Source organism: Streptomyces sp. 2A115 (assembly GCF_052245575.1).
In the GTDB taxonomy this organism is placed as follows: Bacteria; Actinomycetota; Actinomycetes; order Streptomycetales; family Streptomycetaceae; genus Streptomyces.
Window position 1 is genome coordinate 82,690 of the sequence record NZ_JBQQCG010000019.1, and the last position, 15,335, is coordinate 98,024.

At 68.7% G+C, this 15,335-nt stretch carries 17 protein-coding genes; 11 read left to right on the forward strand and 6 right to left on the reverse strand.

Features of this window, described 5'->3' with window-relative positions:
* Positions 1-105: 105 nt before the first annotated feature.
* From ACTWQR_RS18695 to ACTWQR_RS18710, 4 genes are all read right to left on the reverse strand, one after another.
* Positions 106-240, reverse strand: a complete 135-nt coding sequence (locus tag ACTWQR_RS18695) for an ATP-dependent DNA ligase (protein ID WP_443228223.1) — start codon at positions 238-240, stop codon at positions 106-108.
* A gap of 74 nt (positions 241-314) precedes the next feature.
* Complete coding sequence (locus ACTWQR_RS18700; protein WP_443228224.1) at positions 315-992, reverse strand: hypothetical protein; 678 nt, start codon at positions 990-992, stop codon at positions 315-317.
* Positions 993-1,062: 70 nt separating this feature from the next.
* Positions 1,063-1,359 carry an SDR family oxidoreductase gene (locus ACTWQR_RS18705; RefSeq protein WP_443228286.1) on the reverse strand — a complete coding sequence of 99 codons (297 nt, stop codon included), beginning with the start codon at positions 1,357-1,359 and terminating at the stop codon, positions 1,063-1,065.
* Between the two features lie 179 nt (positions 1,360-1,538).
* Positions 1,539-2,159 (reverse strand): hypothetical protein, encoded by a 621-nt coding sequence (locus ACTWQR_RS18710; protein ID WP_443228225.1) that lies wholly within the window; start codon positions 2,157-2,159, stop codon positions 1,539-1,541.
* Between the two features lie 707 nt (positions 2,160-2,866).
* Between ACTWQR_RS18710 and ACTWQR_RS18715 the strand changes: the two genes are divergently transcribed.
* The gene (locus ACTWQR_RS18715) at positions 2,867-3,103 is read left to right on the forward strand and encodes a hypothetical protein (protein WP_443228226.1); all 237 of its coding nucleotides are present in this window, start codon (positions 2,867-2,869) and stop codon (positions 3,101-3,103) included.
* A 90-nt stretch (positions 3,104-3,193) separates the two neighbouring features.
* On the opposite strand, the gene ACTWQR_RS18720 is transcribed toward ACTWQR_RS18715, so the two are convergent.
* Both ACTWQR_RS18720 and ACTWQR_RS18725 read right to left on the reverse strand, forming a co-directional pair.
* Positions 3,194-4,648 carry an aldehyde dehydrogenase family protein gene (locus ACTWQR_RS18720; RefSeq protein ID WP_443228227.1) on the reverse strand — a complete coding sequence of 485 codons (1,455 nt, stop codon included), beginning with the start codon at positions 4,646-4,648 and terminating at the stop codon, positions 3,194-3,196.
* A gap of 132 nt (positions 4,649-4,780) precedes the next feature.
* Positions 4,781-6,307 (reverse strand): GMC family oxidoreductase, encoded by a 1,527-nt coding sequence (locus ACTWQR_RS18725; RefSeq protein WP_443228228.1) that lies wholly within the window; start codon positions 6,305-6,307, stop codon positions 4,781-4,783.
* A 233-nt stretch (positions 6,308-6,540) separates the two neighbouring features.
* Between ACTWQR_RS18725 and ACTWQR_RS18730 the strand changes: the two genes are divergently transcribed.
* From ACTWQR_RS18730 to ACTWQR_RS18775, 10 genes are all read left to right on the forward strand, one after another.
* Entirely contained in the window at positions 6,541-7,461 is a 921-nt protein-coding gene (locus ACTWQR_RS18730; protein ID WP_443228229.1) for an AraC-like ligand-binding domain-containing protein, read from the forward strand.
* A 187-nt stretch (positions 7,462-7,648) separates the two neighbouring features.
* Positions 7,649-7,918: a hypothetical protein gene (locus ACTWQR_RS18735; RefSeq protein WP_443228230.1), complete on the forward strand. Its 270-nt coding sequence runs from the start codon at positions 7,649-7,651 to the stop codon at positions 7,916-7,918.
* Positions 7,919-7,934: 16 nt separating this feature from the next.
* On the forward strand, positions 7,935-8,597 hold the full coding sequence (locus ACTWQR_RS18740) for a response regulator transcription factor (protein ID WP_443228231.1): 663 nt from the start codon (positions 7,935-7,937) through the stop codon (positions 8,595-8,597).
* Positions 8,598-8,611: 14 nt separating this feature from the next.
* Positions 8,612-10,105, forward strand: a complete 1,494-nt coding sequence (locus ACTWQR_RS18745) for a PAS domain-containing sensor histidine kinase (RefSeq protein WP_443228232.1) — start codon at positions 8,612-8,614, stop codon at positions 10,103-10,105.
* Between the two features lie 166 nt (positions 10,106-10,271).
* Positions 10,272-11,435, forward strand: a complete 1,164-nt coding sequence (locus ACTWQR_RS18750; protein WP_443228233.1) for an acyl-CoA dehydrogenase family protein — start codon at positions 10,272-10,274, stop codon at positions 11,433-11,435.
* Positions 11,436-11,514: 79 nt separating this feature from the next.
* Positions 11,515-11,883, forward strand: coding sequence for a hypothetical protein (locus ACTWQR_RS18755; protein ID WP_443228234.1), 369 nt, complete (start codon positions 11,515-11,517; stop codon positions 11,881-11,883).
* Positions 11,880-13,145 carry an aromatic ring-hydroxylating oxygenase subunit alpha gene (locus tag ACTWQR_RS18760; RefSeq protein WP_443228235.1) on the forward strand — a complete coding sequence of 422 codons (1,266 nt, stop codon included), beginning with the start codon at positions 11,880-11,882 and terminating at the stop codon, positions 13,143-13,145. Before ACTWQR_RS18755 ends, ACTWQR_RS18760 begins: the two co-directional genes overlap by 4 nt.
* Positions 13,135-13,638 (forward strand): aromatic-ring-hydroxylating dioxygenase subunit beta, encoded by a 504-nt coding sequence (locus ACTWQR_RS18765; RefSeq protein ID WP_443228236.1) that lies wholly within the window; start codon positions 13,135-13,137, stop codon positions 13,636-13,638. The genes ACTWQR_RS18760 and ACTWQR_RS18765 overlap by 11 nt, the downstream gene beginning before the upstream one ends.
* On the forward strand, positions 13,635-14,387 hold the full coding sequence (locus ACTWQR_RS18770; RefSeq protein ID WP_443228237.1) for an SDR family NAD(P)-dependent oxidoreductase: 753 nt from the start codon (positions 13,635-13,637) through the stop codon (positions 14,385-14,387). Before ACTWQR_RS18765 ends, ACTWQR_RS18770 begins: the two co-directional genes overlap by 4 nt.
* A complete protein-coding gene (locus tag ACTWQR_RS18775) occupies positions 14,384-15,331 on the forward strand; it encodes a PDR/VanB family oxidoreductase (RefSeq protein ID WP_443228238.1) in 948 nt (315 codons plus the stop codon). The genes ACTWQR_RS18770 and ACTWQR_RS18775 overlap by 4 nt, the downstream gene beginning before the upstream one ends.
* Positions 15,332-15,335 lie beyond the last annotated feature (4 nt).

Consider the following 15,335-nt stretch of genomic DNA (forward strand, 5'->3'; position numbering starts at 1 on the left):
TCGCCCTGCCCGACGACCTGGGCGGGGACGTCACCGGATGCCGCCCCCCGTAGCAGCCAGCCCTCGGCCCCCGCTTTCACTGACGGCCTGATGAGAAGCGGCGCGCTACAGGGGGGCGATGTCGGTGGGGGAGAGGTCGGGGCGGGTGCGGTGCAGACGTGCGGGGTGGCGCCATCGGCCGGAGGCGTCGCGGGCGACGTCGACGCCGGCTTCCACGACCAGTTCGGGTGCCAACCGCATTGCGCTGCTTCGGCGGCAGTTTTGTACGGCAGACGCTCGGCAATTGCGTCGGGCTTCGACTTCGTGGCTGGGGATCAAAGTTGGTGTACGGCCGTCAGTGGATCCTCCTGTAGCTCATGGCGGTGGATGCTGCTGTTCAGCCGGGAGACCCCGCTGAAGAGCAGCCTTCCTCCGGCCGTCGTGACCACCTGCCGCACCCGTGTGGGCGCGGGGGCGCAGAGGACCGATCTCTCCTGGAACCAGATTGGATCAGACGCCGAAGGCACCGCGGATGACGAAGTCGAAGGCGCGGTCCGGCAGCAGCCAGCGTAGGAACATTGTGGGGACCCCGAAACCGACCCGGTAGCGGGTGCGCGGGCGGCGCTCCTTGGCGATCTTGACGATGGTCCTGCCGAGACCGACGGCGCCGAGGTCATGCGCGCGTCGGGCTGCGAACTCGCGGCGAGCGGCTTGGCGACCCCTTCGGCCAGGGTCGAGTACGCGCCCTTGCTGGAGGTTTCCTTGAGCTTCTCGGCGGCGATGGCACCCCATTCGGTGCGGATCGATCCGGGTTCGACGACCACGACGTTGTACCGAACTGCCGTGTCTCCATGCGCAGGGCGTCGCTGAGCGCCTCGACGGCGTACTTGCTTGGCGTGGTACCAGCCGCCCTGGGGCGTGACGAGCTTGCCGCCCATGGAACTGATGTTGACGATGGTGCCGCTGCGCTGGGTGCGCGTGTGCGGCAGCAGGATCTGGGTGAGGTGGGCCAAGCCGAAGACGTTGACCTCGATCTGGGCGCGCGCCCCCCAGGGGGACGTCCTCAAGGGAGCCGTAGGAGCCTTACCCGGCGTTATTGACCAGGACATCGATGCGCCCCGACTGGTGGATGATGCTGTCGACCGCCGTGCGGATGGAGTTCTCGTCGGTGACGTCGAGGCTGAGGACGTTTACTCCCGCGTCCCGCAGTGGGGTCATCCGCCCGACGCGCCGGGCGGCGCCGTAGACGGTGTAGCCCGCTTCCCGTAGACGCAGCGCGGTGTCTCGGCTCCGATTCCGGAGGAGGCGCCGGTGACAACGGCGACCTTGGTGGTGCTGGACATGCGCCTGCTGGCTGGACCACGTCGCCACCCCGACCACCGTGCTCAACCTGACGCGTCCACAGCGAGTTCATCCGCCTTGCGCGAGCGGAGGACACCGCCCGAAGCCGACAGCCGTGTACGGAAGTGTCGTCGCTTGCTCACCTGGTCCGCTGACCGGATCGCTGCAGAGGCTCGACTACACAACGCTACTTGGCGGCAGCTTCGGCAGTGCGGGGCCTACGTGGGGCGCCCGTTCGGCTCAGAGCCGCGAGGGCGGGAGCGGAGATAGCCGGGCAGGTGGCTGTCACAGCAGGCCCACTTGGTGCCGGACTTGTCGGTGACGGCGTACTTGGGCTCGTCGGTGCAGGGGCGGTTCTTGCTGCCTCCCCAGGTGCACCGCCGTCGGCTGTCGTCACCGGGGAAGAGATCGGGGTGGTGATCGTTGATCTCGACTGCGGCGGGGCGCTGGCCGGTTAGGTTCCCGACGGCGAGGATCTCCTTGGCGCCGAAGGCGCGGCTGACGCCTGAGGGGGTGAGGCCGGCGGCCTGACCGAGGGTTTCCAGGGTGTGGGGGCGCGGAGTGACGTAGACCCGGCCGTATGCCAGGAGCAGCCGGATCTGTTCATCGGCGGCTTTCTTGATCGCGACGAGGTCCTCAAGAGCGACGAGGAGCGGATCGTAGTCCGGGCCGTGGTCTGCCGCCGTGGCTCGAAGCCTCTGCATGAAGGCCATGCGGGAGGTGTGCGCGGCGTCCATCTCGGCGCGGAGCTCGACCGGAGAAGCCTGGTCGTCCTCGGGGGAGTGCGGCCGCGGCCAGCGGATGGCATCGATGTCGTTCAACGTTTCCAATGAAGTCACGCTTGAAGAATGCACAAGATTTTGAGTGAGTACAAGAGATTTGCCGAAAGCTAGTTCTGGTGTGCTGAAGGCGACGGGGTGCCGGGGTCGGGAGGGTCGTGTCTCGCAGGGAAGGTTGAGCGTTCTCGCCGACCGTTGAGTGCGGGCGCGACGGAGGTCAGGGCTTGGTGAGCCCTCGGTGCGCGTAGTCGAAGGCGAGCCGGCCCGCCGGCCGCTACCCGCCACCCGAGATCAGCACCGCGGGTTGTGTACCTCAGTCACGGATGTGCACCGCTTTCAGCCGGTCAGCCACCAGGCTTAGCCACACGCGATCCACAGTCAGGCATGTACACCGGGTGAAAACACTCAAGCAGGCTTTGTACGGGCGAGCCTCGTTCGAACTCCTCCGGGCCCGGACCCTCACCCAGCCATCAGCTTCACGGAACCGGAACTGCGGACAGAGCCCTGGATCTCCCCGCCCGGTGCTCGGAGTGTCCTCAGAGCGGCTCGGCCTAATTCCCCAGGCGCACCCGCGCTGATCTGCGTGATCGCGCGCGGTGAAACCCTCTTCGACTGCCGCGGCCAGCGTGCCCGCCGGGAGGCCCGGGCGTCCGAACTCGCCATCGAACAGGTCGTCCCCGGACCGGTCCCCGATGACGAACTCCCGGTGCTCGTCGTGGCCACCGACGTCTTCGCCTTCCCTCAAGGGAGGGCTCGGGCTGGCAGCGATGGAGGCGTCGGCCGCCAGGGTCCCGCTGGCCGTTCGCGACCTGCCCGTCCTGCGCGAGGTCTTCGGGCCCGCCGCCCGGTTCGGCGCCAGTCCGGAGGAGCTGGCCGCCGGACTCGACCAAGCTCTCACGCAGCGCGGCCCGGCCCGGCAGACGACCGGCCGGGAACTCGCCGCCCGCCACACCTGGGACACCGCCGCACGGCGCCACCTCGACTTCCACCGTTGTCTTGGCTGAGCGCTCCACGCAGGGATCAGGCTCAGCCGGAGCCCGCGTTGCCGGAAGCGTCGGTCGCGCCGTGCTGTACCTCCCCATGATCCCCCCGGCTCAGGAGAGGTTGATCCACACGCCCTTCGTCTCGGTGAACTCGTCGATCGCGGACGCGCTCATCTCGCGGCCCCAGCCGCTGGCGCCGAAGCCGCCCCAGGGTGCGGCCGGGTCCAGGAACGGCAGCATGTTGACGTACACGGTGCCCGCCCGGATCGTGGCGGCCAGGTTGTGCGCGGTGGTCAGGTCCTTGGTCCACACGCACGCGGCCAGACCGTACTCGGTGTCGTTCGCCCGGGGCGCGAGCTCCTCGGGGTCCTCGTAGGAGAGGATCGACAGCACGGGACCGAAGATCTCCTCCCGTGCGATCGCCATGTCGTCGGTGACCCCGCTGAAGACGGTCGGCTGGAAGAAGTAGCCCCCGGCGAGGTCGCCGTCGGGGCGTGCGCCGCCGGTCACCAGCTCGGCGCCCTGTTCGACACCGAGCCCCACGTAGTGGGCTACCCGTTCGACCTGCTCCTGCGAGACCAGCGGGCCCATCACCGTGTCCGGGGACAGGCCGGGTCCGAGGGGCAGGCCGGCCGCTGCGGCGGCGATCTTCTCGGTGAACTCGTCGACCCGGCGGGCGTCCACGTAGAAGCGGGTGTAGGCGGCGCAGACCTGGCCGCTGTTGAGCAGCCCGCCCTGCAGGTTGCCGGCCACGGCGGCGTCGATGTCCGCGTCCCGGGCGATGATGCTGGGCGCCTTGCCGCCCAGTTCGAGGCTGAGCCGCTTGAGGTTGCCCGCGGCGGCGGCCACGATCAGCTTGCCGACCTCGGTCGACCCGGTGAAGGACACCTTGTCCACGCCGTCGTGCTCGGTCAGTGCCCGGCCGGCCTCCGGGCCGCCGGTCAGGCAGTTGACCACCCCGGGCGGAATCCCGGCCTCCAGGCACAGCCGTGCCAGGAACACCGTGGTCAGCGGCGTCTGCTCGGCCGGCTTGACGATGACCGTGTTGCCGCAGGCCAGCGCGGGCGCCATCTTCCATGCCGCGATCGCCAGCGGCAGGTTCCACGGTGTGATCAGCGCGCACACGCCCAGCGGCTCACGCCGTGTGTAGTGCATCGTGCCCGGGATCGACACTGCGGAGACCGAGCCCTCGATCTTGGTACACCAGCCCGCGTAGTACCGGAACATCTCGGCGGCCAGCGGCACGTTGAGCCCCTTGGCGATGCCGAGCGGCTGGCCCTGGTCGCGGGTCTCCAGCTCGGCGAGCTCGTCGGCGTGCTTCTCGATGAGGTCGGCCACCGCCCAGAGCAGCCTGGCCCGTGCCGCCGGCGGCATGGTGCGCCAGGCGGTGTCCTCGAAGGCGGTGCGTGCCGCGTCGACCGCGGCGTCGACGTCGGACGTTCCGGCTTCGGCGATCGTACCGAGCGGCATTCCCGTCGCCGGGTCGTAGGTCTTGAACTCGGCGCCGTCCGCGGCCGGAACCCACTTCCCGCCGATCAGCAGACTCGATGGTACGTCCATGTCCATGGCTGGTCCTCCGGTGTTTCTCGTGCAGGGGCTGAAGTGCTCGTCACCGGTTGAGCTGTGTCACCGGTCGAGTCGTGGTCACCGGCTGAGTCATGGTCACCGGTCGAGTCGTGGCCGCTGGTCGAGCCCTCGTCACCGGTCGGCGAGGATGAGATCGGACGCCTTCTCGCCGATCATGATCGACGGTGCGTTGGTGTTGCCCGACGGGACCGCCGGCATGATCGACGCGTCCGCCACCCGGAGCCCCACGACGCCGTGCACGCGCAGGCTCGGGTCCACCACGGACAGGGAGTCGAGCCCCATGCGACAGGTGCCGACCTGGTGTTGGTACGTGCTGACCGCGCGACGTACGTAGGCGCGCAGGTCGTCGCGGGTACGGGCCTCGGGGCCCGGGGCCATCTCAGCCTTGCGCCATTCGTCGAAGGCGGAGGACGCGCCGATCTCGCGGCACATCTCCACGGCGTCGACGAGCGCTTCGAGGTCGTAGCGCTCGGCCAGCATGTTGGGGTCGACCAGCGGTGTCGCCTCGGGGTCGGCCGAGGCCAGGCGGAGGGTGCCGCGGGACAACGGCCGGACAATGCCGGGCGTGATGGTGTAGCCGTGCTCCGGGACCGGGTAGCTCTCCGCCGGGTACACCACGTGGAAGAACAGCGGCTGGAGGTCCGGGCCGGGACGCGAGGAGTCGGTGCTGGCGAAGAGTTGGGCCTCCAGCAGGTTCGCCTTGCCGGGGGGCAGCGGCCTGGTCGCCTCGTAGACGTTGAAGACGACCGCGTGGTCGTGGAGGTTCTCGCCCACGCCCGGGAGGTCGTTCCTGACCTCGATGCCGAACTTCCTGAGCTGCGCGGCCGGTCCGATGCCGCTGAGCAGGAGCAGATGGGCGGATCCGATGACTCCGGCGCTCAGCACGACCTCGGCGGTCGCCCGCGCCTGGTGCACGGTTCCGTCCACCGCGTACTCGACACCGACCGCCCGCTCTCCGTCGAACAGGACCCGGTGCGCGTGGGCGCCGGTGGTGACGGTCAGGTTGGGGTGGCCGGCCACCGGAGCCATGAAGCTCTGCCACGCGCTCATCCGCCTGCCGTCCCGGGCGGTGAGGTGGTTGAAGCCGACGCCGGACATCTGCTCACCGTTGAAGTCGTCGGTCTGCGGGATGCCGAGAGCGGCGGCCGCTTCGACGAAGGAGATCGCGGTGGGATGTGGGTCGGCGATACGGGTGACCGGCATCGGGCCGCCCGCACCGTGCCATGCGCTCGCACCGTCGACGTGGTCCTCGGAGCGCTTGAACAGCGGCAGCACGCTGTCCCAGTCCCAGCCGGGGCATCCGTTGTAGGCCCAGGAGTCGTAGTCGCTGCGGTGCCCTCGGATGTAGATCATCCCGTTGATGGAGCTGCTGCCGCCCAGCACCTTGCCGCGTGGCCAGACGATCGAGCGGCCGTTGGCGTGCTGCTGCGGGCTGGTGGGCACCGCCCAGTCCATGTCGCTGCCCAGCAGTCCCGGCCATGCCTGGGGGGTGCTGATCATGGGGTCGTCGTCGGCGGGCCCGGCCTCCAGGACGTGCACGCTGTGCCCCTGGTCGAGCAGCCTCCGGGCGATGACGCTGCCCGCCGAACCCGCGCCGACGACCACATAGTCGTGGTCCGTGGTTTCTGTTGTCGCCATGTTGTTTCGCCTCCCCAGCGTTGTGCCTGGCGGTGACGTTAGGCAGCGGGGCGGCGGCTGGGGCGCCATCACGCGCACCGGTATTCGCCAGTTCGCGCATCGGGAGGCGGCCGGATCGCGCATCGATGGCCGAATGACGTTTGACGATGCGGTGACAAGAAAGTAATGGGCGTGACGCGGATCCTGGGCTATCTTCCCCTTCTCGGTACAAAGCCCGATGAGTGAGGGCAACCATGAGACGCAACGACTATCAGGGCGTCGAGCAGTTCGAGGCCGCCGCGTCACAATCCTTCGTGCCTCTGCGCATCGGTGTTCCGGCAGAGGGCGCGCTGCGTGCCAGCCTCGGGGGCGTGGTGGTCGACGGGGTCGTGATATCCCGGATCATCAGCACACCGTGCAAAGTCCGCAGGGACGTACGCCAAATCGGTTCCGCCGACCGCGAGTTGATGAAAATAGCCCTGCACCGGCGCGGGCGGGCAGACGTCGAACAGAATGACCGACGGGGCTCGCTGCAGCCCGGCGATCTCGTGGCCTACGACACCACGCGGCCCTATGAGCTGCGGTACTGGGACGACTTCGAGACCTTCGTCATCGGGATACCGCGTTCCCGGCTCGGGCTCAACGCCCAGCTGATCGCCCGGCGGTCCGCCGCTCCGCTGCCGGCGGGCTCGGGAGTCGGACAGGTCGCGTCGTCCTGCATCACGGGGCTCGGCGGAAACCTCGAGGAGGTCTCGCCGGCCGCCGCCATGCACCTCGCGGACGCGCTGATCTCACTGATCATCTCGGCCTTCACCGACGCCGTGCCCTCGGAGACCGGGACCACTTCGGACCTCGGCGACCGGATCCTCGCCTACTGCCTGGCCAATCTGGCGGACCCCGCGCTGTCGGTGGGCTCCGTCGCCCGGCGGCACGGCATCTCGGTGCGCTACCTGCAGAAGCTGCTCAACCAGCGGGACATGTCCCTCGCGGCCTGGATCAGGCGGGAGCGCCTGCACCGCATCCACCAGGACCTCTCCAACTCCGCGCTGGCCAACCGTACGGCGGCCGAGATCGCCGCCCGCTGGGGAATCCTCGATCCCACGCACCTCAGCCGCGCCCTCAAGGCGGAGTTCGGCCGGACCGCGCAGGAGATCCGCCGTGCGGCGCGGGAGTGAGGGCCGTAGGGGAATCCTTTACGCCGGGAAGGGATTTCCCCGGGTGGCCGCAGAGATACCCGGGTTGTCCAGGAGTCCTCGGACACTTAGCGTCTGGTGAGAGATCCCTCCGGCATTCGAGGAATCACTCCTCTTCTCTTCAGCTCTCCGCCGGCGGGGTGATCGCGTGTGTGCACGAGGGAGAACGATGACCGACTCGGGCGGGCGCACCACCTTCCTGACCTGCTATGCCGACCTCCACGACTACGGATGGCATCACGTCGACCTCTTCGTCCACGACGAGGCGGGCAAGGAGATCAACTGGGTCCACTGGCAGGTCGAGGAGGACGGTCCGGACGCCGCGGACCGCGCGACCGCCCGCGTCGAACCGGCACTGCGCCGGACCAGCGAGTGGCAGCACGGGATCCGCGCCGACGGCAGCAGCTACTGGACCGCGCAAGCCACGTGGGAAGAGTGAGCCGGAGGTGACGGCGATGCGGGCCCAACACACGTCCCCGAGAGCGGCGGACGGGCAGCTGCTGGGCAGCGTCGTCTACATCGTCGACGACGACCAGGAACTGTGCAGGTCACTGGCCTGGCTGCTGGAGTCCGTGAAAATCAGGTCCCTGTGCTTCACCGATGTGACGGCCTTCCTGGAGTCCTACGACCCGCAGCAGCCGGCCTGCATGGTGCTGGATGTGCGCATGCCCCAAGTGGGCGGCTTCCAGCTCCAGGAGATCCTGAACCGGGCCGGATCAGCCATCCCGGTCATCTTCGTCTCCGCCCACGGCGACATCAGAATGTCGGTGCGGGCACTGCAGAACGGCGCCGTGGACTTCCTGGAGAAACCCTACGATCCGCAGCACATGCTCGATGTCGTCCAGCAGGCGCTGCGGACCGCGCAGGACCGGTTCGCCCGCGCGGCCAGGCAGCAGGCGCTCCAGACGCGCCTGGGCAGCCTCAGCCCGCGTGAGCGGGAGATCCTTCGTATGGTGATCGACGGCGTACCCAGTAAAACCATCGCGACCCGGCTGGGGATCAGCACGAAGACCGTCGATGTGCACCGCACCCGCATACGGGAGAAGGCCGGTGCCGAGAGCATGGCGACGCTCGTCCGGGACGTGCTCCAGGCAGATCTTGGACCGCTGTCCCAGTGATACGGAGACGCGGGGTGGACGACCTCGAACTGGCCGACTACCGGGAACTCGTCCAGGCGCTGAAGTACTGCGTGCTGCTGCACGACGCCAGGACGTACGAGATCCTCTGGGCGAACAAGGCCGCTTGCGACCTGCTGGAGTGGACGGTCGACGAGCTGAAGCCGCTCAAGGCGCCGGACATGTCCAAGAACGCACAGCAGTACAGCCGTGAACTCGGGCATCGCTGGCTGCGGCGGGCGGTCGACCACGGAGTGAGCGCCACCGAGTGGTGCTATCGGTCGAAGAGCGGCGAGGAGATTCTCACCGAGGCCATCGCGATCCGGGTGGAACTGCCGTCCCGGCCGATCGTGATGGTGCAGTTCCGCGACATCGCCGAGGAGAAGGCCACCCAGCGCGACCTGTTCCGGACCGAGGGCCGGCTGCGGGCGTTTCTGCGCAATCTCGCGGAGGGCATCGTCGTCCTCGACGACGACGGTGTGGTGGTCTTCGCCAGCGAGTCCGCCGCCAAGCTGCTGGACGTGGACGTCGCCACGCTGACCGGATCGGACTTCGCCTGGTTCTGCGGTCCCGAGTCCCGGGCGGTGCTGAGCGAGAGCATCGAGAAGACGTCCAAAGGCGCGCCTCCGCAGGATTCGCGGTACCGGCTGGCCGCACCCGGCGCCGACCACCGCTGGTACGCGGGCACGTGCCAGTACATCGAGATCGAGAGCGACCTGCGCGGGCACCTTCTGCTGTTCCATGACATCTCCGACCGGGTGCGCGCGGAGGAGGAGCACCGCAGGGACACCCAGTACGTCAATCACCTGGCCAGGTACAACGCCATGGGTGACATGGCGATGGCCATCGCCCACGAGGTCAGCCAACCCCTCGCCGCCGCGTACAACTTCGTCGAGGGTGCCAGGAGCAGGCTCGGCGACTTGGGCCTCGCCGAGATCGAGCAGGTGGCCTGGGGGTTGGAGAACGCCAAACGCCAGATCGAGCGGTCGAGTCAGATCCTCAAGAGCCTCAGGCAGTACGTCGTACGGCTCGAACAGTCCGAGCAGCTGATCGATCTCAACGCCATCGTCAGGGACTGCCTCTACTTCATCGACCTGCGAGCCCAGCAGCATTCCGTCGCCCTCGCACTCGATCTGACGGCCGATCCGCTCCCGGTGCGCTGCGAGAAGGTCCTCATCGGACAGGTCGTGATGAATCTCGCCTTCAACGCGATCGACGAGATGGCCCGTTGGCCGGTGGAACAGCGGCGAGTGGAGCTGGCCACCAGGCTCTCGGACGGGCACGCGGAGTTGGCCGTCCGCGACTACGGGCAGGGGCTTTCCGCGGTGCCCGGCGGCAAGGTCTTCGACGGTGTCTTCACGTCGAAGGAGAACGGAAACGGTATCGGTCTGGCGTTGAGTCACCGCATCGTCACCCGTCACCGCGGTCGCATCGAGGCCGCTGAGCACACCCCCCGCGGAGCGGTCTTCTCCTTCGCCCTCCCGACGGCAGGCGACGGCGCGGAAGGGTAGCGGACGCTCGGTACAGGCGGACGTAAAGAAATCCTCAGTCGGATGAAGGAATTGCTCAAAGCAGGGGCGGCCACACCCGATTGTGAGGGCCGCCGATCAAAAATACCGTCGTTGCACAGTGGTTGGCCCTGTGCCGAACCTCGAAACCACCTTTAGGGAACCGTTGATGACGCGCGCTCTCGAACCATCAGTGGAACGTGGCCCGGCCAGGCCGACGGCGCCGACCTTCGCGGACGTCCTCGCGCACGTCGCGGACCGCCGCACCGAATTCACCGAGAAGCGTCACGTTCCGCGCGACATGATCGAGGAATTCAAACAGGTCGGTCTCTACCGTGCCGCGACGCCGAAGCAATTCGGCGGCGATGCCTTGCCGCCCGCGGAGTTCCTGCGCCTGATCGAGCGGATCTCCGAGGTGGACGGATCGGCCGGCTGGGTCGCGAGCTTCGGGTCGTCGGGCGTCTATCTGGCCGGCCTGCCCCTCGAGACCCAGGCCGAGGTGTACGCCGACGGGCCCGACCTGGCCTTCGCCGGAGGACTGTTTCCGCTGCAGCCGGCCGAGCAGGTGGACGGCGGCTTCCGGGTGAGTGGCCACTGGCGGTTCGCAAGCGGCTGCAAGGGCGCCGACCTCCTCGGCGTGGGCATCGGCGTGGGCGACGCGTCGTCCGGCAAGCCGCGTACCGCCGTCCTGCGCCCCGAGCAGGTCGAGATCGTGGAGAACTGGGATGTCATCGGCATGGAGGGCACCGGCAGCCACGATCTGAAGGTGGACGGCGTGGTCGTCCCCGAGGAGTGGACCTTCGTCCGGGGCGGCGGATCCGTGGTGGACGAGCCGCTGTACCGCTACCCGACCATCGCCTACGCCGCGCAGGTGCTGGCCGTCGTCAACCTCGGCATCGCCCGCGCCGCCCTGAATCACACCATCCGTGTCGGCGCCGGCCGGGCCGGACTGACCGGCGCGCCCAAGCTCGCCGACCGCGCCTACTACCGGATCGCCGTCGCCAAGGCGGAGGCCGCACTGCGGTCGGTCCGCTCCTTCTTCTACGAGGTGACCGAGGAGGTCTACCAGGCGGTGGCCCAGGGCGCGCCCGCCACCGCCGAGCAGGCCGGCGTCCTGCGTCTGGCCGCGACCCAGGCGGCAAGGGTGGGTTTCGACGTCGTCCGCGACGCCTACACCCTCTCCGGTACCGCGGCCATCAACGCGGACCACCCCATGCAGCGCTACCTGCGTGACGCCTCGGTCGTCCCGCAGCACGCGTTCCTGACCGAGGGGATGTACGACGGCGCCGGGGCGGTCCTGATGGGCGCCAAGCCCTTCCCCGGTTTCGTGTGACTCCAGTCCGGCTTCGTGCGACTCCGCCGGCTCCGGGTAGCTCCCGTCCGGCCCCGCAATACACGTTGAAAGGATCGACATGCCTGAGACAACTCCCGCTCCCCTGCGGGTCCTGTTCTGCATCGGCGTCAACCAGAACTTCTTCGATCTGCCCGCAGGCCACGGCGGTCCGGTCTGGAAGGCGTTCTCAGGAATGATGGAAGGGATCGCCGCCATGCCCGGCGTCAACGTCCTCGGCAACATCGACGACGACCAGCACATGATCGGACCGTCCGCGTCCTGGCCGTGGACCTGCTACATCCTGGCCGACGTCGCGGACCAGAAGACGGTGGCCGCCGCCTGCGATCTGTTCCGTACCACGCCGGTCGGCGAACACCTGCTCTGGCGCTACGCCACGATCGAGGCACGCATCGGCCGCCCGCTGACCATTCCGGCGAGCATTCAGTGAACCCCGGCGACTTGGCGGCGGAGCTCGTCCGGGAAGACCGGGTGTCGGCCGCGCTCTACGCCGATCCGGCGCTGTTCGAGCTGGAGATGGACCGCATCTTCCACCGGACCTGGGTGTGGGTCGCCCACGAGAGCGAGATCTCCAAGGCGGGCGACTTCCGGACGGCGTACGTCGGCCGCCAGCCCGTGATCGTCACCCGGGACCGCCGCGGCGGGATCAACGTCGTGGTCAACCGGTGCCGGCACCGCGGCGCGAGCCTGTGCGAGACGCCGCGCGGCAACGGAAACGGCTTCACGTGCCCGTACCACGCCTGGTCGTACGCGCTCGATGGCAAGCTGCGCGGCATCCCCTATCCCGACGGCTACGAGGACGTGCTGGAGAAGAAGGACTTCGGGCTCCAGCGCCTCAAGGTGGGCGTCTACGCGGGCATGATCTTCGCCAGTTTCAACGAGGACATCGAGCCCTTGGAGGACTTCCTCGGCGGGGCGCGGCTGTGGATCGACCGCTTCATGAAGCAGGGCGCCGGCTATCCGATCAAGGTTCAGGGGGAGCACAGGTTCCGGTTCAAGGGCAACTGGAAGATCCAGCTGGAGAACACCACTGACGGCTACCACTTCCCGATCGTGCACCGCTCCTGGATGGCGTCGGTGGACGCCGAGACGGCGAGCATGCTGTCCTTCATGACCGACGAGAAGGCGGTCACCCACTCCCTGGGCAACGGCCACAGCGTCATGGTCATGGTTCCCGAACACGTCGATCTGGACGAGGACGACGGCACCGAGCAGCTCCAGGCCCGGTTCAGACACCTCGTCGAGGAACTGTCCCGCGAGTTCGGTCCGGCCGAAGTCCGTCGCATCGTCCGGTCCCTGCACGGCTCCGGGTTCAACCTCAACCTCTTCCCGAACGTCGCGATGTCGATGTCGTTCTTCCGCGTCCTGCGGCCGGTCTCCGTGGCGGAGACCGAGATCCGGCACATGGCCCTGGGCATGGACGGCGGTCCGGAGATCGTGAACCGGGAACGGCTGCGCATCCACGAGCACTTCCAGGGGCCGTTCGGCTTCGGCAGCCCCGACGACTCCGAGGCCTGGGACCGCGTACAGCGCGGCGTCGCCGGCGGGCCCGACATGCCGATCCTGGTCAACCGGGGCATGGAGCGCGAGAACAAGGCGGACAACGGCGACCGGGTCTCCCACGCGACCGACGAGACGGGCATGCGCGAGGCGTACGCGATGTGGAAGAGGATGATGACCGATGCTCACTGAGCAGGCGCTGTTGGGCCTCACCGATGCCCGGGTGAGCGCCGCCGTCCAACTGGTGTGGCGCGAGGCGCGGCTCCTCGACGGCAAGCGGTACGAGGAGTGGGACCGCCTCTGGGCCCCCCACGGCCGCTATGTCATCCCCATCGACCCGCAGACCGAGGACTTCGAAGCGAGCCTCAACATGGTCTACGACGACGACCGCATGCGACGGATGCGCATCGAACGGCTGGTCTCCGGCTACTCGATCTCCGCCGTGTCGGCGGCCCGGACCGTACGGACCGTGTCCAACTTCGTGGTCGTACGGTCCGAGGAGGAGGCCGTCGAGCTGAACTCCGCACAGGTGCTGGTCGGGTACAAGCGCGAGGAGACCTTCGTGCTCGGAGCGGACCTCACCCACCGGGTCGTCTTCGACGGCGGTGAGCCACGGATCGCCCGCAAGGTGATACGGCTCCTCAACGCGCAGGAAGCGGTCAGCGCGACGGGGTTCCTGCTGTGAGCGCCGCCGGGAGCCGGGTCGCCGTGATCACCGGTGCGGCGAGGGGCATCGGACAGGTCATCGCCGCCCGGCTGCACGCGCAGGGCTACCGGGTCGCCCTCGCCGACCTCGACGGTGAGGGCGCCGAGAAAGCCGCGGCCGCGCTCGACCCGGGACAGGGGACCGCCATCGGCCTGACCCTCGACGTACGGGAGAAGTCCGGCTTCGAGCGGGTCCGCGACGAGGTCACCGACCGCTGGGGAGCGGTGCACGTGCTGGTCAACAACGCCGGGCAGTCGCAGGTCGAGTCCCTGATGGACATCTCGCCGGAGAGCTTCTCCTCGGTGGTGCGGACCAACCTCGACGGTGTCTTCCTCGGCAGCCAGGTCTTCGGGGCCTGCTTCGCGGACCGCGGCCACGGCCGCATCGTCAACATGGCCTCGCTCGCCGGGCAGAACGGCGGCACGGCGACCGGCGGGCACTACGCGGCGGCCAAGGGCGGGGTCCTGACCCTGACCAAGGTGTTCGCACGCGAACTGGCTCCGCGCGGAGTGACCGTGAACGCGGTGTCTCCGGGGCCGCTCGACCTCCCGGTCACGTACGACCTCATCGGGCCCAAGACGGCGGCGGCACTGAAGAAGAACATCCCCGTCGGCGAACTGGTCTCGCCCTCGTTCGTCGCCGACACGGTCGCGCTGCTGGCCGCCGAGCACGCCGGTTCGGTGACCGGCGCCTGCTGGGACGTGAACGGAGGGCTGTACGTACGATGATCACGGTCCGCGTCACCTGCATCGCCGACGAGACCGACACGATCAGGTCCTTCCGCCTGGTCCGGTCCGACGGCGTACCGCTCGGCCCGTACCCGGCCGGTGCGCACATCGACGTGACGGGCCCGACCGGGATCACCCGGCAGTACTCGCTGTGCGGGCCGCCGCACGAGACCGGCTCGTTCCTCGTGGCGGTCAAGCGCGAGACCCCCTCGCGCGGCGGCTCGGACGCCATGCACGACGACGTACGGGTGGGCAGCGAACTGCGCATCAGCGAACCGCGCAAGATGTTCGGCCTCGCAACCGGCGCCGGGGAGCACGTGCTGGTGGGCGCCGGCATCGGCGTGACACCGCTGCTCGCCATGGCCCACCAACTGCATCGGGAGGGAAGGAACTTCCGGCTGCACTACTTCGCCTCCGCACGTCGGCGGGCGGCCTTCGCGGACCAGTTGGAGCTGTCCGGCTTCGCCGCCCGGGTGCGATTCCACTTCGGCGTGCCACGCCCCGGGCAGCAGAAGGCGCTCGACGCGATCCTGCCGAACCTGGACCCCGGCACCCACGTCTACACCTGCGGCCCGAAGGAGTTCATGCAGCGCGTCACCGCCACCGCGGCCCGCTCCCTGCCCGAGGACCAGGTGCACATCGAGCACTTCCAGCCCCCCGATCCCGCCGGCAAGCCCGGCGCGGAATTCGAGCTGGAACTGGACACCGGAGAGGTGTTCACCGTCCCGGCGGACCGCAGCATCGTGGACGTCCTGGCGGAGAACGGCTTCGAGGTCGACACCTCCTGCCGGGAGGGGATCTGCGGAACGTGCGTCCTGCCCGTTCTCGAGGGGGAGCCCGACCACCGCGACAACTGCCTCACCCGGAAGGAGAAGGCGGCGAACGACCAGATCGCCACCTGCGTCTCCCGCGCGCGTGGCCGACGCCTTGTCATCGAGTTCTGACTCC